Genomic DNA, 24,512 nt, shown 5'->3' on the forward strand with positions numbered 1-24,512 from the left:
GATCAGGAGGATGGCGGCGCGCTGTCGCTGGCGCTGCTCTCCTGCGGGGCGGCATCGGCGGCCGCTGGCGGCGCCATCACCTTATCCCAGATCGCCTGCAGGCTCTTCACATTGGTCTCCGCTTCGCCTTCCGGCTGCATCAGCACCAGCGTAACCTCCTGCGACAATTGCTGACGCAACTCCTGGTTCAGCCGATCGCGCGTCAGCTCGCTCAGAAACGCCTGACGCAACTTCTGATACTGCTCCGGCGCGATATCCACCACGGCGTTCTGCTGCGAACGCAGGCGCTGGCTCATCAGCACGTCGGTATCGGTGCGCGCATAGGTGGCGAACAGCTTGTTCAGCTCCAGCAGCTTCTGCGCCATCAGGGCGTCGAACTCCTCCTGCGGCAGACCTTTGTCGCGCACCACAGCCAGCTCGCGCGACACCAGGTTCAGGCCCGACTCGAGCGCGTCGTTGCGCGCGTCGAGATTAACCGAGCACTGGGCGCGCTGATAGAGCACGCGGCAGTCGAAACCGATCTGCAGGTTCTGCGCTTTGCTGTCGCCCAGCGTGCGCTGAAGATGCCAGAACAGCGCTTCGCGCGCCAGATCGCTCTGCCAGTAACGCTGCAGATTCTGTGAATCGCGAATCGGCTGCCAGGGCGTATCCCAAATCAGCGACAGGCGATCCTGGCTCATCGCGCCGTTGACCAGATTAATCGGCTGATGCGGCAGCGGCGACAGCGTCGGCAGCGGCGCGGGATTGCTGCGCTTGCCGGTCAGCGAAGAGAAGGCTTTGTTGATCTGCTCCGCCAGGCTGCGGCTCTCGACGTTGCCCACCACATAAAGCGTCATGGCGTCCGGCGTATACCACTGCTGGTAAAAGGCGTTCAGCGCGTTGAGGTCGATTGGCGCGCGCGGCTGTTCAGCCGGGTCGTGCGCCAGCAGCGTCGACCCCTTCAGACGGTAGCGCCACAGCACATCCTGGGTATTGGCGGGCCAGGTGGCGGCAGGATCGGAAGCGCTCAGCGCGGTGCTGACCACCTGCTCGTTAATGGACATTTTGCCCGCCGTCGCCGCCAGCCAGTTAAGCGCTTCTTTCAGCAGCTCCGGACGGTTATTGGGCAGGCTAAGGTTGTACTGGGTAAAGTCGTAGGAGACGATGGCGGGAGGCAGCGGATGCTGCGGGTCCATGGCCTGCTGCCACAGCGCGCGCTGCTGGTTGGTGTCGAGCGCGGCGTTGTGCACCATCGCCAGACGCGGCAGCAGGTGGCTGAAGCCGGTCTGCTGGGTGGTCTCTACCAGCGAGCCGGTATTTACCACCATACGCAGTTCAATGCGATCGCTGGGGCGCTGCGGCGTGGTCAGCAGCTGCCAGCTTAATCCGTTATCCAGTTTCCCTTCTTGCCAGGCTGGATCGGGCTGCAGCGTCTCGGCATATGCGCCAAAACTGGCGGCCACCCACGCTAACCCCCCAACCAAAAGCCGAATTCTGGTGCCCTGCATGTGAACCTCTAATCTAAAAGTCGTTATCACTGGCACGTTTCGCCGTTGTAATACGCGGTGAGTTTTTCTCGTTTTAGCCGCGTCGTTTTTCGACAACAGAGTCTTTGACCACGTGAAGGCCAGGAAGTCGCGCAACGAAGTGAAAAACCATGAAAAAAATAAGTGGGCATTATTATGCAAATGCCCGCTGTCAGGGCAAGCGACAGCGGGCATTTAGAGGGATTTTGCTGTAAAGCGGTGCTTAAGCGGAGGTTTCCGGCAGTTTTTTCGCTTTCGCCTTGCTGGAAAGCGTCGCTTTCAGCTGGTTTTCATCAAGCTGGCCAACCCACTTCGCCACGACCACCGTCGCCACGCCGTTGCCGACCAGATTGGTCAACGCGCGCGCTTCGGACATAAAGCGGTCGATGCCGAGGATCAGCGCCAGACCTGCTACCGGCAGATGGCCCACCGCCGACAGCGTCGCCGCCAGCACGATAAAGCCGCTGCCGGTCACGCCCGCCGCGCCCTTCGACGAGAGCAGCAGCACCACCAGCAGGGTAATCTGATGGAAGATGTCCATGTGCGCGTTGGTCGCCTGGGCGATAAACACCGCCGCCATGGTCAGATAAATCGAGGTGCCGTCGAGGTTAAACGAGTAGCCGGTCGGGATCACCAGCCCCACCACCGATTTCTTACAGCCCAGCTTCTCCATCTTATCCAGCATGCGCGGCAGCGCCGACTCAGAGGAAGAGGTGCCGAGCACGATCAGCAGCTCCTCTTTGATGTAGGCGACGAAGCGGAAAATATTGAAGCCGGCGACGCGCGCGATAAGCCCCAGCACCACCACCACGAACAGCACGCAGGTGATATAGAAGCAGACGATAAGCTGGCCGAGCTGCACCAGCGAACCGACGCCATATTTACCGATGGTGAAGGCCATAGCGCCGAACGCGCCGATAGGGGCGAGGCGCATAATCATATTGATGATGCCGAAGATCACCTTCGAAAAGCTCTCAATCACGTTGAAGATCAGCGTGCCGGAGCTGCCGAGGCGATGCAGCGCGAAGCCGAACAGAATGGCGAACAGCAGCACCTGCAGGATATTGCCGCTGGCGAAGGCGCCGATCACGCTGCCTGGGATGACGTCCAGCAGGAAGGCGATAACGCCCTGCTGCTCCGCCTGCTGCGCATAGACCGCGACCGCCTTCGCATCCAGCGTCGCCGGATCGACGTTCATGCCGACGCCCGGCTGCAGAACGTTGACCACCACCAGACCGATAATCAGGGCGATGGTGCTGACGATTTCAAAATAGAGCAGCGCGACCGCACCGGTACGCCCCACCGCTTTCATGCTCTCCATGCCGGCGATCCCGGTCACGACCGTACAGAAAATCACGGGCGCGATGATCATCTTGATCAGTTTGACGAAGCCATCGCCAAGCGGCTTCATTTGCGTGCCTAACTCCGGATAGAAATGGCCTAACAGAACGCCGATGCCGATGGCTAACAGCACCTGAAAATAGAGGCTTTTAAACAGTGAGGTTTTCATAACAGGTGTCCACTACAACAGGGTTGTGAGGTTGTCGTTTTATTGTGTCCGCATGCAGCGCGCGCCCCGGCGCTGGCGGTTGGCAAAAAATAACACCCTGTTAACGGGATTAATACAGGCTTACAAAGGCCGGGGGATTTCTGGAAACGCAACTATGAACTGAAACGCTTCAGCAAGACCTTTTGTAACTAAAAAACGCGCAAAATCAATGAATCAGGCGGTGATTAACGCCCGACAAGAGAGATTGAGGGAGAAGCCAAAAGATCGCCTACTCCCCAGCGGCGGGATCCTCGCTGGCGGCGGACGCCGGCAGCCAGATTTGATTAAAGCGTTCCAGAGACAGCGCCTCGGCATAGAGATAGCCCTGACCGATATGAATGCCGCGCGCCAGCAGCCAGTCGCGCTGCTCGGCGGTCTCCACCCCTTCGGCGATCACGTCGAGATCGATTATCTCGGCGATGGCCGCCACGATGCGCACCATGGTGTCGTCATCCGGCAGCGCGGCGACGAAGCTGCGATCCATCTTCAGCTTGCTGACCGGCAGCGATTTAAACTGGTGCAGGTAGTTGAGATTGGAGTAGCCCATGCCGAAATCGTCCAGCGCCACCGCGACGCCCACCGTTTGCAGCGAACGCAGCAGCGCCATCGCCATTTCGGCATCGCCCATCTGCGCGGTTTCGGTAATCTCCAGCACAAAGCTGCCGGGCGCAATCTGATGACGCTGCAGCAGGCCCTGCAGATGATGCACCATGCTGGCGTCGCGCAGCTGCACGGCGGAGATGTTAACGCTGAGCGGGATAAGTATGCCGCGCTTCTGCCAGCCGGCGAGAATGCGGCACGCCTCTTCGAACACCCAGCGTCCGATGGCGGCGATAACGCCGATCTCCTCGGCGCTGGCGATAAACTCTTCCGTGAGGCCGTAGCTGCCGTCCGGCATACGCATGCGCAATAGCGCCTCGGCGCCGGCCAGTTCGCCGGTCTGCATATTGATTTGCGGCTGCAGGAAGAGCCGGAACTGCTCGTCCTGCAGACCCTGCAGAATGTCATGCTCCTGCGTCAGACGCTTCTGCGCGCGCTCGGTCAGCGCGGCGTCGAAAAAGAGGATCTGGTTTTTGCCTAAGTGGCGCGCCGACATCATCGCCGAGGTGGCGCGATCGAGCTGCTCGTTGGCGGAGAGGCGTTCTTCGTCATAGAGCGCCAGGCCGATGCTGGCGTTGGGCCGCAGCTGCAGCTGATGCAGCGTTACCGGCTGGTTCAGGCGGATCATCAGGTTGCGCGCCAGGCGCATGGCGCGAAACGGCGTACCGGCGCGCTTCATCAGCAGCGCGAAGTCGCTCGGCCCGGTTTGCGCCAGCAGCGTATGGTCGTCGACGGTGCTGCGGATCTTCTCGACCAGCGTCAGCATCAGGGTGTCGCGCTGCTCGTCGCTCAGCACGCCGTTGGCTTCCTGCAGCGTTTCGATGCGGATCACCATCAGCCCGAACCCTTTGCTGTGGCTGCGGATATGCTGGTCGAGCAGCGCCAGAAAGAGCGCGCGATTGGGCAGATCGGTAACGGCATAATGGGTGGTCAGCCGGCTCATCTCGTCATGCACCGACTCCAGCACCTGCTGGTTGCGGTTATAGCTGCGGATCAGCATGCCGATCTCATCGTCGCGATGGCTGGCGGGCAGCGCCAGCTTGTGGGTCAGGATCGCCTGCGGCGGCAGCTCCTGCAGCTCGCGCGAGATGCTGCGCAGCGGATGCACCACCAGCCTGTTGATGCACCAGCTGATCGCCACCGACAGGATCAGCGCCAGCAGCAGATAGGTGGTGACCATAGTGGAGACGGTGCTAAGGATAAACTGGTAAACGCGCGTCGAATTCGCCTGCAACACCAGATAGGCGAGCGGTTTGGGCGAGCCGCTGCTCTCCACCGAATAGAGCGGCAGGGTGATCTGCACCGGCAGTTCGAACAGGCGGGCGATAAACAGCGGGATCGGCTTTTCGTTTTCGAAACTGGCGTGCAGCGCCTGAAAGGCGTTGGGCAGCACCACGTCGGCGCGCGACAGGACGCCGGCGGGCTTCAGGGTTTGCAGGATGCGCTCAGCCTGAGCGATATCCGCCTTTAGCACCGCCTCGGAGAGCGGCTGGCGCACCGTATGGGCGATATTCTCCATCTGCTGGGCATAGTCGATCCTGCGCTGCTGCACAAAATGAAACAGTTGAATGACGATAAAGATAGAAACGGTAATCAGCGCCACCGCGGATACCGTCGCCATTTGCTTTATCGTAAGTGAACGGCTGACGCGCAAAATCTTCTCCAGGCTAAAAAGCACAGCTATCAGACAGGAAAATGCGCAGCAAGTATATCCTGGAACTCACTTTTTTTACTGCCTGCCAGAGTCCGAGTTTTGCGCCGGCCAGCGATTATTTGAAATCTGCGTAAGGAATTAGCGGCTCCGGCGGCATATCGAGATCGCCGTCCCAGCCGGCGGCAGAGTAGCGCACATAGAGCAGCCCGTGGCTTGGCGTATAGTCTTTCGCCTGCTGTATATCGACGCCTGCGCCGATAAACCAGTGCGGCGTCACGCGGCGCTCGACCACAGCCTGTAAAGTATAGCCGACGCCGCCTCCGCTGCTGCTCGCCGAAGTCGGATTGCTCGCCAGGGTAAAGCCGGGATTAACCGGATAGCGCTGCTGCGCGTCAGTTTTCGAGTGCGACCAGGAGACCGAACCGCCCAGATCGAACGACCAGTTCTCGGTGCGCTGCCGCCAGGTAACGGGCACGGAAAACGAGAGATACTCCTGCGGGCTGTAGTAGCCGCCCTGGCCGAAGGTGTAGTCGCTGAGATCCTTCTGATAATGCCAGAGCATGGTGTTGAGGCCCACCGTGGCGCGGCGATTATCGCTATTGATCACCTTATAGTAATAGCCCGCCATCAGCCGCTCGCGGCTGTTGTCCGCCACGTTCTCGCCGGTGATCTGATGCGCGCTGATATCGGCCCAGACGCCGTGCGCGCCGCCGCGATCGTAGCTCAGCCCGACGCTGCCGCCGGTCGCCACTACGCCGCCCCAGGTTTTGCCGCCGTTGGCCGCCGGATCGCGCGCGCCCGCATAGGCGAGCAGCGAGCTGGAGATGGGCCGCCGCGAGGCGGTGAGCGTCACGACAAGCTCTTTAACGTCGGTTTTCCAGCTGACGCCGCCGACCCAGTTGGTGACCTCGAAGCCGAGCGGCGTGGTGCCGAGATCCGCCGACCAGACGTCGTTGCGCCAGCCGACGCCCAGCGCGGTGCCTTCGTCGCGCTGGCTGGCGTAGCGGCTGCAGCCGCCTGAGTTGGCGTCGTCGCAGCTGCCGAAGGTCTCGTCAAAACTGCCGTTGGTGGTGGAGAAGGTGCCCGCCGAGAGCTGAACGCGATCGAGCCGGAAGAAGCCGCGCCCGTCGGCAAGCGGCGTCTCCGCCTGCAGCATGGTGGTATGCGCGGTAAAATCGGAGACGCCGGCGGTGCCCTTGTTACGCGAATAATCCTGCTCCAGCATCAGCGTGGTGTCCTGCTGGCGATAGAGATCGGCGGTGTCGCTGCGGATGCTGCGCTTCAACCAGTCATCCTGCGGGTTATTGCGCGTCAGCCGGCTGACATTCTTGCTGTCGCCGATGCCGCTGGCGACCATCGCCTGCTGATAATCGGCCAGCGCGGCGTCAGGCTGCCGCTGCATGCGTTCCAGCCGCGCCGCATCGCGAAACACCAGCGCTTTATCCTGCGAAGGCGGCTGCGCCGCGGCGCGCTGCTTCAGGCCCGTGAACTGCGCGGCGGCCTGCGTCACGTCGCCGACCGCCTGCCACGCCAGCGCCACGCGGCGATCGCCGTTCAGGCTCGCCTGCGCGGGCGGCAGCGCCTTCAGCGCCGCGCGCGCCTCGCTGTTGCGCTTCAGCGCTACCAGCGCTTCGATACGCCCGAGCGACGCGTCGCCGTTGTCGGCATCCCGCTTAAGCACCTGCTGATAAGCCTCAAGCGCCTGCTGCGCATCGCCGCGCGCCAGCGCCCAGTCGGCCAGCGTCAAATCGCGGCGGCTGGAGGCGGGCTGCTGGCGCAGCAGCGCGATGGCGTCGCTCTCCTGCCCTGCCGCGCGCAGCGCCTCGGCGCGCGCGAACAGCTTATTCTGCGTCAGGCGATCCGCCAGCTCGCGCATATTGCTGCTCCACTGCGCCTCCGGCAGACGGCGCAGGGTCGCCAGCGCCGCTTCGTCGTTATCATTGCCGGAGAGATAGAGCGCCGACGCGTAGAGCGCGGTCGCGTCCTGCGGATGCTGCTGCTGCAGCGTCGCTATAACCGCGTCCGCCTGCTGCGGCGCGCCGCCGCTGCGCAGCGCGCCAGCCAGACGATAGCTGAGCCAGACGTCGTCCGGCGCCAGCGCCAGCGCCTGGCGATATTTCTCCGCGGCCTCGCGCCAGCGGCTCTGCTGCGCCAGCGCGTCAGCTTCGGCGCGCAGGCTGTCGCTGCGCAAAGATCGCAGCGTGTCGGCCAGCGCGCGCTGCTGCGCGGCGGGCAAACCGTTAATAAAGGCCATGGCGCGCGCCGGCGACTGGGTCTGATAAAGTCCCGCCAGGCGGCGAACCGCGGTGGTGTTGCTGGCGTCGAGCCGCAGCGCGCGCTGCCAGAGCTGCTCAGCGCCCGGCGCGTTGTTGCGCGCCAGCGCCACATCTCCGAGGCCGATCAGGGCGTAGCTGTCGCTGTTATCGAGCGCCTGCGCCTCGCGATAGCGCCGCTCCGCGCCGTCGAGATCGTGCTGCGCCAGCGCCTTGTCGCCTTCGTCAATCGCCTGCCAGTAGCGGTTGGTCTGCAGCAGCGACTGCCACTTGCCCACCTGCGTGCTCTGCTGGCCAGCCTGAATCGCGCGCTCCAGCCAGAGAACCGCGGCGGCGCGCTTACCGGCGCGCGCCTGCGCCTGGCCCATGGCGCCCATCAGATCCGCGTCGTTGGGGTTCGCCTTGAGCGCGGCGTTCAGCGTCGCGATAGCCTCGGCGCCGCCGCCCGCGTCCACCAGCGCCAGGCCGCGCATACGCTCGCGGTAGGCGGGATCGGCGAGCAGCGCCTGCTGCTTCGCCAGCGCCTCCTGGCCCTGCTTCTGCGCGTCGCCGTCGGTGAACACCTCCAGATAGGCTTTCAGCTGCGCCAGGCTGCTATCGCTCACCGGCTGATTATTGATCTGCTGTAGCCAGAGATCCGCCGCGGCGTCGCGTCCGGCGCTGCTTTTCGCCAGCTGCTTCAGCTGTTCGATCGCCTGGCCCGGCTGCTGGCGATCGAACGCCATGCGGGCGAGCTGCAGCTCAACGCCGATATTGCCGGGATAGCGCTGTTCCAGCGCCTGGAGCTGCTGATACGCCACGCCGTCCTGGCCCGGTATACGCGCCAGCAGCCGCCAGTACTCCAGCGCGATGTTCGCATCGGGAAAGACGCCGTTGAACAGCGCGTCATAGGCGCTTTTCGCTTCCGCAAGGCGGCCGGACGTGGCGAGCAGCCGCGCCTCCTGCAGCTTCTGCCGTCCTTCAGAGGAGATCAGCGCCAGGCCGACGGCGGACTCGCGCGTCGCCGCCGAGTCAGGCGCGACCTTTTTCAGCTGCGTCAGCAGGGTCTGCGCGGCGGCGATGTCGCCCTGATGCAGCGCCAGACGCAGACGCGCCGCCAGCACCTGCGGATTATCGGGATCGATCTTCTCCAGCCGGTAGAGCGCCTGCTGCACCAGATCGTATTTATTGGTCGATTCGCCGGTGCGGACCTGCGACAGCAGCCACTCCACCGGCGAGACTTCCGGCCCGGCGCCGGGCGCGGCCAGACCCGGCAGCGTGGCCAGCACGCCGCTCAGCAACAGGCTCGTCCGCAGCGCGCTCGCTTTATTCATCTTCATCGTCAAGCAGACGGCGGCGCGTAATGATGCGCATCAGGCGCCAGGTCATTAGCGCAAACAGCACCACGACAAACACCGCGCAGAGCGCCAGCCAGAACGGATGAGTCGCCAGCATCGACCACAGGCGCTCCCACCAGGGGAGATGGCCGACGAAATAGTTGTCGCCGACGCGCAGGCTGTTGACGCCCGACTCGCGAATAATGGCGGCGGAGCCGAAGATCGCGGCGCGCTTGCCGCTGTCGGTCAGCGCATCGTTCAGCAGCTGCCAGCTGCGTGGGCTGCCGTCGGCCAGCAGCGCCACCACGCTGCGCTGATCGTTGAACGGCGACTGGAAGCCGATCACCGTCGCCAGCGGGCCGCGCGAACCGATGGCGGTGGTGCTCTCTGCCGCGCGATCGCCTTCGCTGACGCTGCCGGCATCCAGGGCCGCCTGACGCGTCGGGGTTTTTATCCAGCTGCCCGCGGCGTCGACCAGCGCAGCGATCCGGCGGTCATCCTGCAGATCTTTCGGAATGGCGCCGATCATCAGCAGATCGGCGTCCTGCGACTTCGCCTTGCTCCAGTCGTCGCTGAACTGCACCCGCAGCGCCGGATAGCCGGTCTGCGCGCCGATATTGCCCAGCGCGTTCAGCAGCGTGCCGACCTGCTGCGCGTCAGGTTTTGGCTGCACCAGCACCAGCGTTTGCGCCAGATCGGCGTAGCGCGAGAAGGGGAAGCCCGCGCCCGCGAACGCGCGCAGCGAAGGCATTTCGATATAGTGACGGTAGCCGGAGAAATCGACGCTGGAGCTGTCGTCTATCACCACGTGGTGGCTGACCGGCGTCACGTTCTCACAGCGTCCGTCAGCCGCGCCGCTGATAATGGTGTTGGCGTAGTCGAAGTCGAAACGCAGCTGGTTGACCACGCCGAGGCGCAGCGCCGGAATCGTCAGCTGACGGTTGTTGTCCTGCAATCCCTGGATGAGCGGAATACGCAGCAGCTGCTGGCCGGCGGTATTCTTCGGCGGCAGCGGATAATCCTGGATGAACTGGTTGTTCAGGTGAACGGCCAGCCGCGAACCGTCCGCCTGAAACGGCGCGGTGTAGCGATAGCTCAGATCCATATCGATGCCGCGCGCGCGCACCAGGAAGATATCGGGCGGCAGGTTGAGCGTCAGGCCGATGGGATTGAGCTGCATGCCGTCGGACTGCAGCTGATTCTCATACTGCGTCAGCTCGGCGAAAGTGGTGCGTCGATCGGTTCGCACCCAGTTCGGCGCGTCGTAGGCTTTGCGCGGCGCCTGCAGGTTGACGCTGTCGATGGTCGAGATATCACCGCGCAGCAGCAGCTCGCCCTGGGCGATGCCCTGCACCGCCGTCAGCAGATCCTCATCGTTGCGTCCCAGGATCAGCAGCATTTTTTCATAGGGATTGTCGGGCTGGCTGACGATCTCCACCGTGGGCTTGTTCACCGGCGGCAGACCTTGCAGAAAATCCGGACGCGCGTCGTTGGTGGCGAACACCACGGCGTGCTGCTGCTGCGGAAGCTTGTTGTAGAGCACCGGGAAGCTCTGGCCGCGCCACGCGGCTTTGCTGCCGAACCAGGAGGCGAGCATCGCCGCGGCGCGCTGCTGCGCCACGTCCGGCTGCGCGGCGAAGACCACCGGCAGCGTCAGCGGACGCGTGTCGCGCGCGTCGAAGAAGGGTTCAGGAAAGTGCGACAAATCGTTTTTCAGCGGCAGTTTTTGCAGCGTTAAATCGAGGCCGCTCTCTTTGCCGATATCGAGCCAGATAGTGCTGCTGGCGGGGTTCTCGCACACATTAGCGTAGTGGCCCACCAGCTCAAAGCGCACGCGGTTGAAGTCGCTGATAAAGCGGGGATCGATCGCCAGCTGGGTCTGGGTCTCTTTACCGAGCTGCTCCGGCGTAACGGTGATCAGGCCGATCAGCTCGTCGTTGAGATAGACCTTGAGCTGCGACAGCGTCGGCAGCAGCGCGGGCGAGGGACGATAGCTGAGATTAAGCAGCGCGCGCGTCACCACCTCGTCGCTGCGCACGCCGAACTCAATCTGGCCGCCTGGCTGCGAGCCGCGCAGCGTCATGCTGCCCGGCGGCGGCGCCAGCTGGGTAAAGGCGAGCTGGCTGTCGCGCAGCGGCGCGCCAGGATCCTGCGGCGCGGTCTGAACCGGCGCCGCAGCGGCGGGATTCGCCGACGCGGCGTCCTGCGCGGCGGCACAGCTTAGCGTTGCGGTGCCCAGCAGCAGGGCGGTAAACCAACCGTTCACTCTCGTCATCGTCATATCATCAACTCAATACGTTTTTTGAAGCGGGCGCCCGTCCGATGCCCTGCGGCAACAGCGAGGCCAGCCAGCTCACCCCAGCGGTAAGCAGGTTAAACAGCCGACGTAACTGCGGCGGACCATATTCCGCCAGGCGCAGATAGCCCTTAAAGCCGAGGATCATGATATCGGCGAGGCTCTGCACCGGTTTATCTTCCGGGAAACCGTCCTGCCACAGCGCCCAGGTATCGGCGCGGGCGAAGGTACACTGGATAAATTCGATATGCTGCTGGGTGGTCAGCTGATGCAGACGGATGCCGGCGCGCAGGCCGAAGACGCGCTGCACGCGGCACGGAAAGCTGAACTCCTGCTGGCCGCGGCGCAGCAGCAGCCAGACTTTTTCATCTTCCTTCAGCGCATTCGACTCGCGCAGTTCGACGCCGACGCCGCCGTCGGAATAGTCGCGCAGCGTACAGGGCAGCATATGGCCATCTTCGCGCGCGATAGCGGCGGGCATGGCGATCTCCACGCGGTGCGCCTCGCGGATTTGCCGCGCCTCGACGGAGACCGCGACCGCGCCGCCGAGGATCACCATGTTGTAGATGACCCACACCAGGCTCACCCACACCGTCAGCACCTCGTTGGCCGGCCCGTAGTTCATGCGCCAGAACGCCATCACCACGCCCGCCAGGTTGAGCAGCACCAGGAACATATAGGGTTTGGTGATCACCCAGTCGAGATGGTGCTCTTCCACCAGGCCGCCTTTCGCCGTCACGTTGAATTTGCCTTTGTGCGGGTTGAACAGGGCCACGGTGGTCGGCCGGGCGATATACCAGGCCAGCACGGTTTCATACACCTCGCTCCAGAAAGAGTGACGCCAGCGCCCCTGAATGCGCGAGTTAGTCAGGCTGGTGTGCAGCATATGTGGCAGCACATAGATAGCGATGGCCAGCGCGGGCGCGTAGATGATGTAGGCGTGGCAGAGCAGAAACGCCAGCGGCGCCAGCAGGAAGATCAGGCGCGGAATGCCGGAGAGAAAGTGCAGCATGGCGTTGGCGTAGCAAAGGCGCTGCACCCACTTCAGCCCCTTGCCGAACAAGGGGTTATCGAGACGGAAAATCTGCACCATGCCGCGCGCCCAGCGGATGCGCTGGCCGATATGCGCCGACAGGCTCTCGGTCGCCAGCCCCGCCGCCTGAGGAATACGGATATAGGCGGAGGCGTAGCCGCGCCGGTGCAGGCGCAGCGAGGTGTGCGCATCTTCGGTCACGGTTTCCACCGCGATGCCGCCGATCTCATCCAGCGCGCTGCGGCGCAGCACGGCGCACGAGCCGCAAAAGAAGGTAGCGTCCCAGGTATCGTTGCCGTCCTGCACCAGGCCGTAAAACAGCGAGCCTTCGTTCGGCGTACGGCGGAAGCGGCCCAGGTTGCGCTCAAAGGGATCGGGCGAGAAGAAGTGGTGCGGCGTCTGCAGCATCGCCAGCTTCGGATCCTTGATAAACCAGCCGATGGTCATCTGCAGGAAGGCGCGCGTCGGCACGTGGTCGCAGTCGAAAATCGAGACGAATTCGCTGCGGCAGCGCGTTTTCAAGGCATGGTTGATATTGCCCGCCTTGGCGTGCTCGTGCGTCGGACGCACCACGTAGTTCACGCCGACGCTGGCGGCGAACTCGCGAAACTCTTCGCGCCCGCCGTCGTCGAGCAGATAGATATTGAGCCGATCTTTCGGCCAGTCGATACCCATCGCCGCGTAAATCGTCGGCTTCACCACGCTGAGCGGCTCATTGTAGGTCGGCACCAGCAGATCGACGCTTGGCCACTGATCGAGCGTGGCAGGCATCGAGACCGGCTGGCGGTTAAGCGGCCACAGCGTCTGAAAATAGCCCAGCACCAGCACCACCCAGGCGTAGGTTTCCGCGACGATCAGCAGCAGCCCGAATATCAGGCTAAGCGGATCGTCCCAGTTGAGCGTCGAGGTATAGCGCCACCACAAATAGCGGCAGGAGACGGTGAGCGACAGCACGATCAGCATCATGGTCGGGAAGCGGCCCGGCACGCGCCGCACCAGCATCGCCAGGCTCCAGAGCAGCACGACAAAGATAAACTGCGTCATCAGCCCGAACGGCTGGCTGATGCAGAGCAGCGCCAGCAGCGAGGCGAACAGCGCCGCGCCGATAAAACAGAGGCGGCGCGCCAGCGGCGAGAGCCGCTGCAGCCGCTGTTCGAGACGCGCGTCGACGTTGCCGTTCTGAGCGCGCGCGGAGAGCGTATCGAGCCACTGGTAGCCGCGCTGCCGCCAGCGAAACAGCGGCAGGAAGCCTTTAAAACGCTGACGCTCGCTGCGGCCGCTGCTGTCCTGCGGCAGGATAACCACCAGCCACAGCGTCTGCACCAGATAGCGCAGAATATCCAGCGGGCGCGGGCGATCCGGCGAGATGTGCGGATAGAGGCGGCGGCGATCCTGAATAATGCGCTGCCAGCCCGGCGTCTCAAAACGCAGCAGCGCCCAGCCCAGCGCGCACCAGAACAGATTCAGGCCGCTGGCGAAGCGGGACGCGCCGCGCTCGCGCGCCGTAACGTAGCGCGCACGCAGCGCCTGCCAGACCGGCGCGGTCAGCAGCCAGCGCAGCGGATTCACGGCTGTTCTCCGTTCAGATGGAGCAGCAGCCAGCTCGCCAGCGTAGTGATCTCTTCGCTGACCAGCGCATGGGGACGATACTCCCCTACCGGCTGCTTCATCATCAGCGCCTCCGCCAGCGCTTCGTCGCGATGGATAAGCAGCGGGATCAGGTTATTTAGCGACGCGACCCACAGCTGATGCAGATCCTGCTGCAGGCGGCTGTTGGCGTTGAACTGATTGATCAGAAAGCGCGTATGCGGCGTAAAAGCCTGCTGATACAGGCGGAGATGACAGTTGGCGTCAGGCGTCAGCACGCGCACTACGCCGTCGAGGCGCGGATAGAGCGCCTCATGCCAGGGCAACGAATCCGCGGGCAGATCGAAAATTATCCAGCGGTAGCGACGCTGCAGATCCGCCAGCGCGTCGAGCAGCGGCGCAGCGATCGCGGCGTCCTGACGCAGCAAAGTAAAATCTTTCTGATGAGTAAGCGAGCCATGAGGCAGCAGATCAGGGCCATTGGGATAGCGCAGCGCAGCGTCCTGCCAGGCGTCGCCGCCGAGCAGCGCCTGCATCCAGCCTTTTTCCGGCAGCGCGGGCAGGTTAAAGTGCGCGCCGAGCTGGCTCGACGGAGAGCCGTCAATCAGCAGCACGCCTTCGCCCAGCGCCGTCAGCGCCCAGCCGAGCGCGGCGCTGATAGAGGTGGCGCCCGTACCGCCACGTACGCCTTGCAGCGCGATCAGCGCCATTAGCGCGACCGTCCCGGCTGTTCCGCCGAGGTTTCGGCTAACAGCGGCCAGCGCGCAACAATGTTCGCCAGCCGCTCTTCGCGAGCGATGTCGATATAGCGAAAAGCCTGCAGAGAAAAAGCGTCGCGCAAGGCGCTAATATCATCCTGACGTTGGCCGTCGGACGCGACCAGAGTATAAGCATTTTCATTTTTCATTACTTTTCGCCACGGATAAAACAACATCGGGTAAAAGGTGGTTATATTCACGCAGGCGTTAAATGGATGCTGCCTGAATCGGCGCGATGATAGATCAATGCGAACCCGTCTGTCATAACGTATTTTTAAATTTCTCAGGTTGCATCCTGCCCTGTCTATAATAAGCTAGCCTGGACTGAACAAATCGCGAATTCAATATGAAAAATTCCTTTGCGCTGGGGCTGTTGCAGGTTCAGCCTGAATTAACGGTATTGCAAACGCCCGGCTGTTATTGGGTAACCTGCGCGCGTCAGGAAGATGCGCGCGCTTTTATTCGTCAGGCGATCCTGGCGCAGCAATCCGTCACCCTTATCAGCGCAGACGAAAAGCCGCGCGATCTGCTGACGCCCGATCCGGCGGGCGGGCCTGACCGTATCCCGTTGTTTTCACTACCTAAAAACAAAAGCAGCCTGCTACGTCTGGAGAGCGACTTTTCCCGAAAGCTCGGCACTAAAAATGGGCTGGTGATTTTTAACAGCAGCGCGGCGCAGTGGGATAAACTCGACGACGCCGAGTTAACCTCGTGGATAAAGCGCATGCGCCGGGTGCTGATTAAAAAGCAGATGACGCTTTTAATGGTCACCTCCGGCGCCACGGTAATTAACCTGCGTAATAATCTTCAGCGTTATTTTCGCCAGCTTGACGGCCTGGCGCATTTAGCCTTTCAACAGGATAGCTGGCAATATCGAATTAACTGGTGGTATGCCGGCGATCGGTTGCTCGCCGACCGCGCCATTCGTCTTGACTGGAAAGACGATCGCTTTTACGCCGTAAATGAAAATGAAAAGCAGGAGCCGCTCAGCTTAAACGACGAGCAACAATACCTTGCCGATAAAATAGTGCTGGAGGGCGCGCCGCCGCTTTCGCGTCAGTGGCAGCTGTTTGACGATAATGAACAGGTCTTTTTGCGCGCCCAGCAGGCAAGCGCCGCGACGGTGATTTTCAGCCTGAGCCGCAGCGATCTGATCGGCGAGCTGGCGAAAATGGTGCACAGCCTGCGCCGCGCGCGCGGCAACGGCTTAAAAATCGTGGTGCGCGAAATGGGCACCAGCCTGCGCTACAGCGACGAACGTCTGCTGCTGGCGTGCGGCGTCAGCGCCATCGTCTCCGCCAGCGCCAACATGTCGCGCTTCCTGACCACGCTGGAGGGCCTGCAGGGTCAGGTTTTCAACCGCCGCGTGCCGGCTAACCTCGACGCGCTGACCGCCGCGCTGCAGCCGCTGCAGGAGAAAGGCTATCTGCGCCTCGACGCCTTTTGTCAGGCGGTGGGACGGCTGATCGGCAACACCCTGCTGCCGGATAATGATAAAGGTCTGCTGGTGGCGCTGCGCCCGGTGCCGCAGCTTCGGCCTCAGCAGATCCTGACGCTGTGCAAGCCGCGCCGCTTCGGCGATCTGGTGACGGTGCTGGACGATCGCGTTATCCTGTTTCTCTCTTCCTGCCGCTATAACGATCTCGATAAGGCGCTGAAATTTATCTTTTCGCTGCCGCACGACGAGCTTTTCGCTAACCGGATGGTCTGGTTTGAGGACAATCAAATCCTCGCCGAAATCAACAATATAAAAAACCTGACGCCGAACGCGCTGCAGGATGTCACGCCGCAGATCCAGCCGACGCAGCGCGCTGACGAACCGGCGGAAACGCGCGAACGCAGCGCGCCGCAGCCGATTACTTTACTGCCGGAGATGAAAAGCTGATGAACCTGATGGACTGGGTGCAGATTGCGCTGCTGGTGCTAGTCATCTTGCTGTTTTTAAAGCCGTTATATCGGCAATGGCTGCCGCGCCGCTGGAACGGCATGCTGAATCGCCTGCTGCCTGCGCGTGCGCTAAAGTCTGAAGGTCACTGGCAGCGTAAATCCTCGAAAAAGGATGCAAATCATTAATGAATAACGATCAACCGACTTCCGCTCACTCTTCCCGCTTATGGTCTTACTGGCGCGGGCTGGGCGGCTGGAACTTCTACTTTCTGCTCAAATTCGGCCTGCTGTGGTACGGCTATCTTAATTTCCACGCCCTGAGCAATCTGGTGTTCCTGGCCTGGCTGCTGTTCCCGCTGCCCTCGCCGCGCCTGCACCGCCTGCGCAGCTGGATATCGCTTCCCATCGGCTTCGGCCTCTTTTGGCACGACACCTGGCTGCCGGGCCTGGAGAGCATTCTTAGCCAGGGCGACCAGGTGGCGGGCTTCTCCGGCGCCTATCTGCTCGATCTGGTTAACCGCTTCATCAACTGGCAGATGATCGGCGCGGCCTTTGTGCTGCTGGTGATCTATCTGTTTGTATCGCAGTGGATCCGCGTGACGGTGCTGGTGTCGCTGATGCTGATCTGGCTTAACGTGCTGACTATCGCCGGTCCCGCGCTGTCGCTGCTGCCGACCAAAGCCGCCGCGCCGGAAGTGGTGCTTAACCAGACGACGGCCGCCGGACAGAGCCCGGCCGCCAACGCGCCGGACGGTCTCGATCAGTCGGCGCCGCCCACCAGCGCCAACCTGACCGCCTGGCTGAACCGTTTTTACGACAGCGAACGCAAGCGCGTTACCCATTTTCCCGACAGCCTGCCTGCGGATTCGCAGCCGTTCGATATTCTGGTAGTGAATATCTGTTCACTCGCCTGGTCGGATATCGACGTCTCGCAGCTGCGCAGCCATCCGCTGTGGCGCCACTTCGATATCGTGCTGAACAACTACAACTCCGCCACGGGCTACAGCGGCCCGGCGGGGATTCGCCTGCTGCGCGCCAGCTGCGGCCAGACGTCGCACAGCGATCTCTATAAGCCGACCGACGCGCGCTGTTATCTGTTTGATAATCTGGCGAAGCTGGGCTTTAAACAGCAGCTGATGATGGACCATACCGGCGTGTTTGGTAACTATCTCAAGGAGCTGCGCGACGACGGCAATATCCAGGCGCCGCTCATGTCGCAGGCGGGCATTGCGCCAGAGCTGACCTCGTTCGACGGCTCGCCGGTATTCAACGATGCGCAGCTGATGCAGCGCTGGCTAGATGAACGCAGCAAGAGCAGCGACGCGCGCAGCGCCACGTTCTATAACCTGATCCCGCTGCATGATGGCACGCGCGATCTCGGCAGCACCAAAACCGCGCCGTGGAAGCCGCGCGCGCAGCTGCTGTTCGACCAGCTTGACGCGTTTCTGACCAATCTGGAGAAGTCGGGCCGACGCGTGATGGTGCTGGTGGTGCCGGAGCACGGCGCGGCGCTGCAGGGCGACAAGATGCAGATGTCTGGGCTGCGCGACATCCCCAGCCCGAGCATTACGCATGTGCCGGTGGGCATTAAGTTTGTCGGCATGAAAGCGCCGCATCAGGGCCAGCCGCTGGCCATCGACGCGCCGACCAGCCTGCTGGCGATTTCCGAGCTGGTTTCTCGCGTGGTGGATGGGCAGGTGTTTAACGCGCCGAACGTCAATATGTCGGTGCTGGCGGACAAGCTGCCGCAGACGCCGGTGGTGTCGGAGAATGACAATGCCGTGGTGATGATGTATCAGGGCAAGCCGTGGATCCGGCTGAACGGCGGCGACTGGGTTGCTTATCCGCAGTAGGTTTTGCCTGCTGGCGGCTCAGGTTCGCTGCGCGAACAGGCTCTGAGCGGGTTCCGCCCGCCAGGCGGGTTGGCCTGCTGCGCAGGCGGCTCTGAGCGGGTTCCGCCCGCCAGGCGGCAGGGAGTTTCAGCAGCGCCGCTGCTGGCGTGCGTGTTAAGGGGCTCGCCAGCCCCTTAACAATCCCGGCTTCCGGCAGCCTCCACGCCGCGCTCCGCGCGGTCCCTTCGTTGCTTACGTCGGCCTCACGGACCGCGCGGATTCGACCTATTCGCCCCATCCCTGGGGCTCACCCCTTCGGGGCCAGCGCTTTGCGCGGTTCAAAAACGCTCCCGGCGTTTTTGTCCTGTCTCATGCCGCGCTCTCGCCGACGTCCTGTCGGCTCGTCCTGGCCGCCGTGCGCGCCTCAGCGCGTCGGATGCCTCTACCAACCCCCGCCTGTGATTTCCTGGCTTTTCATTAACTACGGCATCGTCTGAATGTATGTCTCACGCTTTCAGCGACGAAGGTCGTCATGAAACTTACGAGATTTGCAGCGGGGGTTGTGGGGGCCATCGCAGCCGCTGAGCGGAGGAAGGATTTCAGGATGAGGCGACAGGACGTCGCCGAAAGCGCGGGCCAGGCCAGGGATGGCCTGTCCTGCGCGGTCCGTCAGAAATCCTGAGAGAGCGAAGGGACCCGCGCAGCGGGCGGCTGAGCTGGCCCGGGGCGCGGGTGCAGGGCCGGCGCCCACCGGCCCTGCTCGGTCGCCCGCAGCGGGCGAAATGAAACTCCCTCGCTGTCAGGCGAACGAAACCTGCGCTGCTGCCAGGCAAACGAAACCCGCACCGCCGCCAGGCGAGCGAAACCCGCGCCGTGGTTTGACGGCGGCACCTCGCCCGTCCGCGCGGCGGACAAAAAGCGCCCGTTCGCCGCGGCGAACCTCGCCCGTCAACGCTTCTCCTGAAGCGCCAGCCACACCAGCAACTGCAAACTGGCGGAAAAATAATTCTGGTCCGGCGCCAGCCGGTCGCTGATATAGCCGGTCTCGTTCAGCGTCAGATCGCGGATCGCCAGCAGGCCGCCGTCGAGATTATAGGGCGCGTTGCTGTTGCCGAGCACGTCGAACCATGCGGGCGTCGTCAGGCGACCGTAGCGCTGCCAGACGTTCTGAAACGGCACCAGACGCAGGCTCTGCGGGTCGTACCACCAGATATAGAGCGGCACGCGCACCGCATCGTAGCTAAAACGATTCGAGTAGCCCACCGCCGGCGCCACCGAGCCGTCCGCGTTCAGCGCCACCCAGTCGAGCGGCAGGCCAGTTTTGCCGAAATGCATCTCGCCCAGCAGATCCATGCCGTCGTCAATCAGGGCGTTCCACACCTTGAGGTGGCTGTGTTCGGCAAATTCGCGCCAGGCCTCGAAAATAAAATAGGAGGGGTTCAGCACCACGTAGCTGGTCTTGTTGAATCCTTGCGCGCCCGGCAGCATCACCGTACGCCCCGCATAGGTCACCACATTGTGCTTCACGATGGCGCGCTGAATGCGATCCGACGCCTGCTGATAGGCCTGCGACGACCACTTATCGGCCGCGCGCTGCAGCGCCCAGGCGATCAGCACGTCGCCGTCGGAGGCGTTGTTCTTGTCTGCCACCGCTTCGGCGGCATCCGGCGTATAGCGCCAGTAGAAGAGATCGTTTTGCGTATTCAGCAGATGCTGGCGCGTCCAGCTCCATAGCTTATCGAAGGTCACGCGATCGTCGTTCGCCACCGCCAGCAGCATGCCGTAGCCCTGCCCTTCGGTATGGCTGACGTTATTGTTGGCGTTATCGACAATACGCCCTTCCGGCGTTGAAAAGCGGCTCTTGAACGTGCTCCAGCCATCGGCCGACGCCTGCGCGCTTACCATCATCACCATGAAAAAAATCACCCATCTGAGCCAGGCTGGCTTTGTCATCTTGTCGCTCCGTTAGTACCGATAGTGCAGCGTATTGCCGTCGTTAAGCTCCAGCGTCACCGCAACCGCCGCGCCGCCGCCCTGCGCGCGCAGCCAGCCGCCGTAAAGTCCCGCCAGCACGGCGGCCAGCGCCGACTGCCAGCTTTCCGCATCCAGCGTGCCGTCGCCCGCAGGCAGCGCATGGTGCTTCAGTAAAATCGCCGCGTCCTGCGGCTGCAGCTGAACAAAGCCCCAGTTAAAGCGGGCCAGCTGCAAATTCATTTCGCGCTCCAGATCCTGTACGGTGCGCGCGTCAGGCAAAGGATAGCGCGCCGCCAGCGAATCGCCCATGTCGTAGAGAAACGCCTCCGCCTCTTCTTTGCCCGCGTTGGCGAGCATGCCTTCCACCATCACGCTGACCAGATCGAACCAGCCCGGCTGATGCGTATGGCTTGCCGCGCCCGTATGCTCACTCATTAGTTGTCTCCAAACAGATAGCGGAAGTAGAGCTGCGCCGTGCTTTCGCTGTAGTCGCCGAAGGTGTCGTAGCCGAGCTGGCCGCCGACCGTGACCGCTTTATTCACTTTGTAATCCGCGCCGGCGTGCAGGTTGTAGCCGATGCCGTTTTTGCTGTCGCCGCTATAGTAAGCGCTCTTTACCGCGCCGCTCGCCGCATAGGATGCCAGCTGCGCCTGCATAGCGGGATCGTTCGGGAAGTATGCGCTGCGATCCTGGCTGTAAGACTGATAGCCGACCGAGCCGCCGACCTTCACGCTCAGGTCATCAAACTTGCGCGTCAAATCGATGGGAAACGACACCGCCGTATAGTTCTGCGGGCTGAAGTAGCCGCCCTGACCGTAGCTGAAATAGCTGAGGTTTTTCGAGAAGTCCATCCACGACAGGCTCATGCCGACTTTCAGTTCACGGTCATCGCTGTGGAAAGGCCGCACGTAAGCGCCCGCCGTGGCGTTAAGGCTCTCGTTGCTCGCCACGTTCTCGCCGATATAGCTGTAGGCGCCGCCGCCGACGTAGAAGCCCGCGTCGCCGTTGTCATAGCTCAGCAGCGCGTTGCCGCCGTTTTTGGTGACGCCGCCCCAGCGTTTGCCGCTCGCTTTGTCCTGTACGCCAACGTAAGAGAGCAGGCTGTCGGTCATGGCGCGGCGCTCTCCGGTCAGGATCAGCGTCAGGAAATCGGTGAGTTTCGGCGACCACTGCACCCCGCCCACCAGCGTGCTGAGATCCTGGCCCAGCGGCGTACTGCCAAGGTCGATTTTATAGCTGTCGCCTTTCAGCGCCAGGTTCAGCTCCACGCCCGATGCTCGCTGCGAATCGGTCGAGGCGCTCGGCACGTCGGCGACCTTCGCGCCGCCGGCGGCAACCACCTTCGCCTGCTCAAGCGCGTTGCTGCCGAAGCGACGCCATGCATCGCCCGCTGCGCTGCCCGCCGTCAGCGAAAGCGGCGTCATCATAAAATCGAAGCGCGCGTCGCCGAAGGGCACGGTTGAGAAGGTCAGCGGCGCTTTCGCCTCGGTCAGCTTGCTGAGGCCCGACTCGCCGTCGCGCGCGCGCACCTGCACCTGACCCTGCGTCCAGGTGCCGGTTTTCTCCTGCAGCCCCTCCATCATGCCGTCGATCTGATGCAGGGTGCGCGCCTGCTGCAGCGGCAGGTTATCGCCGCTCGCCAGGACGACGCCTTCGGCGCTGCTGGTCACGCCTGCCGGCGCGCTCTGCCACGGCAGCACCCTGCCGTAGCTGGACGGCGAGCGTCCCACCGGCGAGGTACTGCGGTTAATAAACGGATTGTCCGCCAGCGCCAGCCCGCCGACGGTCGGCGTCTCGCCGTTTTGTACGCCCTGCAAACCAATCAGCTGGCCACGCGCGCTGCGCAGATAGCCCATCGCCTGGGCGCGATCGCCGTTGGCATCGGCGACGCGCGCCAGCAGCAGCAAGCGCTCTGGCGTTTGCTGCGCCTGCAGGCCGCGCGACAGATCGTTGGCGCGCGCCAGGTTGTTCTGCGCCAGCGCCACGTTAATCGCGCCGACGCGCGCGTCCTGGGTCGCGGTGTCCTGGGTCAACAGGTAGTCATAGACCACGCCCGCTTCTTTGTTCATCTTGCCGTCCTGATAGAGACGGGCCATGGCGAACATCAGGTCGCGGTTCTGCGGATCGTGCTGTAGCGCGCCGATCAGCTTGTCATAGGCGGCGGCGTACTGCTTCTGCTCGCGCAGGCGATCGACCTCGTTAATCACGTAGCCGTTGCGAATGCCTGCCAGCTGCGTCGGCGTGCTGCGCGCCTGCAGCTCTGGCGCGTCGAGGAAGCGCTGCGCTTCGCTGGCCAGACCCGCCTGGTTAAGCACGGCGACCTGCGCCGCGTAGTCGCCCGCATTGCCCTGCACGCCGCGCTGCATGTTGCCGCGCACGATCGCGACGGCGGTCGCGACGTCGCCCGCTCTGGCGAGCTTTTGCGCCAGATTGCCTGCATCAGCCGGGTTAGCCGGCGGCGTCTGCGCCAGCGCTTTTAGCGTGTTAACAGCGGCGGCGTTCGCGCCCTGCGCCAGATAGCTGTCGGCGGTCGCCATCTGCAGATTGAAGTTGACGCGCTGCGCCAGCTCGCGCATGTCGCGCGTCTGGGCGCTGGCGGGAATACGCGCCAGCAGCGCGCTGGCCTGCTGCCAGCCGCCGCTTTCGCTGGCGTTGATGGCGGCGGCGTAGCGCTCGCTGACGCCCGCGCCGTCGCGCATCGCAAACTGCATCACGCCTGCGGCCTGCGGCGTGTCGCCCTGCGCGCGGTAGAGGCGCGCCAGGTCCAGCCGCAGCCAGCCGTCGCTGGGGTAGCGCTGAATCCCCTGCTGCAGCGTCGCGATCGCCGCGCTGGCGTCGCCTGCCTTCAGCTCGCGCTTCGCCTGCTGGCGAATCGGGTCGCTGCCGCCATTGCTGGCACGCGGCGCCACGCTCTGGCGCACGCTGTCGGGCAGCGACGCCAGCAGCGTACTCGCTTCGGCGCTGCGGTTTTGCTGGCGCAGAACATAAAACAAGCCCTCTTTCGCGCTGCGGTTATCCGCATCGTTTTGCAGGATGGCGCGATAGGCGCGCTCCGCCTCGCTGAACTGGCTGCCGCGGCGCAGCACGTCGGCGCGGAACAGCTGCGCGGCGACGCCTTTTTCCCCTTCCGCCTGCGTCAGCGGCTCGCTGAGCGAGAGCGCCTGCGCGCTGTCGCCGTTTTTCAGCGCCTGCTGCGCCGCCGCCAGCTGTGCATAGAAGCGCGCGTCGTTGGCCTGCTGCTGCCGTTCGGCGCCGCGCTCGCCGCCAAGCTGGGCCGCGCGTTGCAGATAGTCCGCCGCTTCGCCGTAGCGGCCGCCGCGCTGCGCGACGTAGCCCATGCCCGCCAGCGCGTCGGCGTCCTGCGGGCTGGCGCTCAGCACTTTCTCAAAGCTGTTTTGCGCGCCGCTGACGTCGCCGCTGTTAAGCGCGCTAAAGCCCGCGCCCTTCTCGGCGCCGCCGACATTTTTACGGTAGTAATCCATTACCGCCGCATCCTGCGGATGGCGCTGCTGCCAGGTCTGATAGCGCGCGGCGTCTGACGGCTGCGGGCCGAGCCACAGCAGCGCCTGGCGCAGCGAACGATCGGCCTCCGCGCTGCCGTCCGCCAGCGTGCCGAGCAGATCCATGCCCTCGCGGCGCGTCGCGTCCTGATAGGTCAGGGCTTTGCCCAGCGCCAGCCTGGCGCTGACATCCTGCGGATGCGCCGCCGCAAACTGCCGCAGCGCGTCGACCGCCTGCGGCAGCAGAGTGCGATCGCCCGCCATCGTCAGGTAGTACTCCGCCGCCACGCTGGCGGGCGGCTCGTTGCCGTTAAAGGTGTTGCGCCACGTCTGCAGCGACGCCGCGATATTGCCGCTGCGCGCCTGCTGACGCGCCAGCGACAGCTGCGCCTGCGGAATGGTTTGCAGCTGGCGCGCGTTGTCCAGCTCGCTCAGGCGCGCGTCCTGCGGCGAGACGCTGCTCAACTGCTGACGGTAGCGCGCCGCGCCTTCGACGTCGCCGCCCTGCTGCGAGTAGAGCGCCAGCAGATAGAGCGCCTGCGCGTTGTTCGGTTCCACCATCAATACTTTTTGCAGCGCGGACTTCGCTAAATCGTCATGCGCTTTTTGATGCCAGTAGGCCGCCTGATCGAACAGCGCCTGCAGCGCCGGGTTGGCGCTTTCCGCCGCCAGCAGCGGCAGTGAGAGAGAAAGCGTGCCGCCCAGCAGCAGCGCGCGGCGGATGCCGGTGCTTATCGTTGTTTTCATT

General features: G+C 63.4%; 14 protein-coding genes. 3 read left to right on the plus strand and 11 right to left on the minus strand.

Features of this window, described 5'->3' with window-relative positions:
* Nucleotides 1–2: 2 nt before the first annotated feature.
* The 8 genes from AC6I7Z_RS18480 to bcsR form a co-directional block, all read right to left on the minus strand.
* Nucleotides 3–1,487 carry a M16 family metallopeptidase gene (locus AC6I7Z_RS18480; RefSeq protein ID WP_497815256.1) on the minus strand — a complete coding sequence of 495 codons (1,485 nt, stop codon included), beginning with the start codon at nucleotides 1,485–1,487 and terminating at the stop codon, nucleotides 3–5.
* A 241-nt stretch (nucleotides 1,488–1,728) separates the two neighbouring features.
* Nucleotides 1,729–3,015, minus strand: coding sequence for a dicarboxylate/amino acid:cation symporter (locus AC6I7Z_RS18485; RefSeq protein ID WP_048783753.1), 1,287 nt, complete (start codon nucleotides 3,013–3,015; stop codon nucleotides 1,729–1,731).
* Nucleotides 3,016–3,283: 268 nt separating this feature from the next.
* Entirely contained in the window at nucleotides 3,284–5,308 is a 2,025-nt protein-coding gene (hmsP, locus tag AC6I7Z_RS18490) for a biofilm formation regulator HmsP (protein WP_497815257.1), read from the minus strand.
* A 115-nt stretch (nucleotides 5,309–5,423) separates the two neighbouring features.
* Nucleotides 5,424–8,894, minus strand: coding sequence for a cellulose synthase complex outer membrane protein BcsC (bcsC, locus tag AC6I7Z_RS18495; protein ID WP_497815258.1), 3,471 nt, complete (start codon nucleotides 8,892–8,894; stop codon nucleotides 5,424–5,426).
* Entirely contained in the window at nucleotides 8,887–11,178 is a 2,292-nt protein-coding gene (bcsB, locus tag AC6I7Z_RS18500; RefSeq protein WP_497815259.1) for a cellulose biosynthesis cyclic di-GMP-binding regulatory protein BcsB, read from the minus strand. The genes bcsC and bcsB overlap by 8 nt, the downstream gene beginning before the upstream one ends.
* A 4-nt stretch (nucleotides 11,179–11,182) precedes the next feature.
* Nucleotides 11,183–13,795 carry a UDP-forming cellulose synthase catalytic subunit gene (gene bcsA / locus AC6I7Z_RS18505; protein ID WP_497815260.1) on the minus strand — a complete coding sequence of 871 codons (2,613 nt, stop codon included), beginning with the start codon at nucleotides 13,793–13,795 and terminating at the stop codon, nucleotides 11,183–11,185.
* Nucleotides 13,792–14,523 carry a cellulose biosynthesis protein BcsQ gene (gene bcsQ, locus AC6I7Z_RS18510; RefSeq protein WP_497815261.1) on the minus strand — a complete coding sequence of 244 codons (732 nt, stop codon included), beginning with the start codon at nucleotides 14,521–14,523 and terminating at the stop codon, nucleotides 13,792–13,794. The genes bcsA and bcsQ overlap by 4 nt, the downstream gene beginning before the upstream one ends.
* Entirely contained in the window at nucleotides 14,523–14,720 is a 198-nt protein-coding gene (bcsR, locus tag AC6I7Z_RS18515; RefSeq protein ID WP_033754498.1) for a cellulose biosynthesis protein BcsR, read from the minus strand. Before bcsR ends, bcsQ begins: the two co-directional genes overlap by 1 nt.
* Before the next feature lie 197 nt (nucleotides 14,721–14,917).
* On the opposite strand from bcsR, the gene bcsE reads away from it, so the two are divergent.
* Genes bcsE through bcsG form a run of 3 tightly spaced genes read left to right on the plus strand, consistent with a single transcriptional unit; the run spans nucleotide 14,918 to nucleotide 18,311 of the window.
* Nucleotides 14,918–16,456 (plus strand): cellulose biosynthesis protein BcsE, encoded by a 1,539-nt coding sequence (gene bcsE, locus AC6I7Z_RS18520; protein ID WP_497815262.1) that lies wholly within the window; start codon nucleotides 14,918–14,920, stop codon nucleotides 16,454–16,456.
* Nucleotides 16,456–16,644 (plus strand): cellulose biosynthesis protein BcsF, encoded by a 189-nt coding sequence (gene bcsF / locus AC6I7Z_RS18525; RefSeq protein ID WP_497815263.1) that lies wholly within the window; start codon nucleotides 16,456–16,458, stop codon nucleotides 16,642–16,644. Before bcsE ends, bcsF begins: the two co-directional genes overlap by 1 nt.
* The gene (gene bcsG / locus AC6I7Z_RS18530) at nucleotides 16,644–18,311 is read left to right on the plus strand and encodes a cellulose biosynthesis protein BcsG (protein ID WP_497815264.1); all 1,668 of its coding nucleotides are present in this window, start codon (nucleotides 16,644–16,646) and stop codon (nucleotides 18,309–18,311) included. The genes bcsF and bcsG overlap by 1 nt, the downstream gene beginning before the upstream one ends.
* 927 nt (nucleotides 18,312–19,238) lie before the next feature.
* Here the strand turns inward: bcsG and AC6I7Z_RS18535 are convergent.
* From AC6I7Z_RS18535 to AC6I7Z_RS18545, 3 genes are read right to left on the minus strand one after another with little or no spacing between them, the layout of a single operon-like run.
* Entirely contained in the window at nucleotides 19,239–20,243 is a 1,005-nt protein-coding gene (locus AC6I7Z_RS18535; RefSeq protein WP_497815265.1) for a family 8 glycosyl hydrolase, read from the minus strand.
* A gap of 12 nt (nucleotides 20,244–20,255) precedes the next feature.
* On the minus strand, nucleotides 20,256–20,699 hold the full coding sequence (gene bcsD, locus AC6I7Z_RS18540; RefSeq protein WP_497815266.1) for a cellulose biosynthesis protein BcsD: 444 nt from the start codon (nucleotides 20,697–20,699) through the stop codon (nucleotides 20,256–20,258).
* Nucleotides 20,699–24,511: a cellulose biosynthesis protein BcsC gene (locus tag AC6I7Z_RS18545; protein WP_497815267.1), complete on the minus strand. Its 3,813-nt coding sequence runs from the start codon at nucleotides 24,509–24,511 to the stop codon at nucleotides 20,699–20,701. The genes bcsD and AC6I7Z_RS18545 overlap by 1 nt, the downstream gene beginning before the upstream one ends.
* Between the last annotated feature and the right edge of the window lies 1 nt (nucleotide 24,512).

The sequence above is a fragment of the Pantoea sp. X-Soil-MYKO-1289 genome (genome assembly GCF_059730625.1).

Coding starts and splice junctions, on each gene's coding strand:
- AC6I7Z_RS18480 (WP_497815256.1), bottom strand. CDS start 1,487: ATGCAGGGCACCAGAATTCGGCTTTTGGTTGGGGGGTTAGCGTGGGTG.
- AC6I7Z_RS18485 (WP_048783753.1), bottom strand. CDS start 3,015: ATGAAAACCTCACTGTTTAAAAGCCTCTATTTTCAGGTGCTGTTAGCC.
- bcsC (WP_497815258.1), bottom strand. CDS start 8,894: ATGAATAAAGCGAGCGCGCTGCGGACGAGCCTGTTGCTGAGCGGCGTG.
- bcsB (WP_497815259.1), bottom strand. CDS start 11,178: ATGACGATGACGAGAGTGAACGGTTGGTTTACCGCCCTGCTGCTGGGC.
- bcsQ (WP_497815261.1), bottom strand. CDS start 14,523: ATGGCGCTGATCGCGCTGCAAGGCGTACGTGGCGGTACGGGCGCCACC.
- bcsR (WP_033754498.1), bottom strand. CDS start 14,720: ATGAAAAATGAAAATGCTTATACTCTGGTCGCGTCCGACGGCCAACGT.
- bcsE (WP_497815262.1), top strand. CDS start 14,918: ATGAAAAATTCCTTTGCGCTGGGGCTGTTGCAGGTTCAGCCTGAATTA.
- bcsF (WP_497815263.1), top strand. CDS start 16,456: ATGAACCTGATGGACTGGGTGCAGATTGCGCTGCTGGTGCTAGTCATC.
- bcsG (WP_497815264.1), top strand. CDS start 16,644: ATGAATAACGATCAACCGACTTCCGCTCACTCTTCCCGCTTATGGTCT.
- AC6I7Z_RS18535 (WP_497815265.1), bottom strand. CDS start 20,243: ATGACAAAGCCAGCCTGGCTCAGATGGGTGATTTTTTTCATGGTGATG.
- bcsD (WP_497815266.1), bottom strand. CDS start 20,699: ATGAGTGAGCATACGGGCGCGGCAAGCCATACGCATCAGCCGGGCTGG.
- AC6I7Z_RS18545 (WP_497815267.1), bottom strand. CDS start 24,511: ATGAAAACAACGATAAGCACCGGCATCCGCCGCGCGCTGCTGCTGGGC.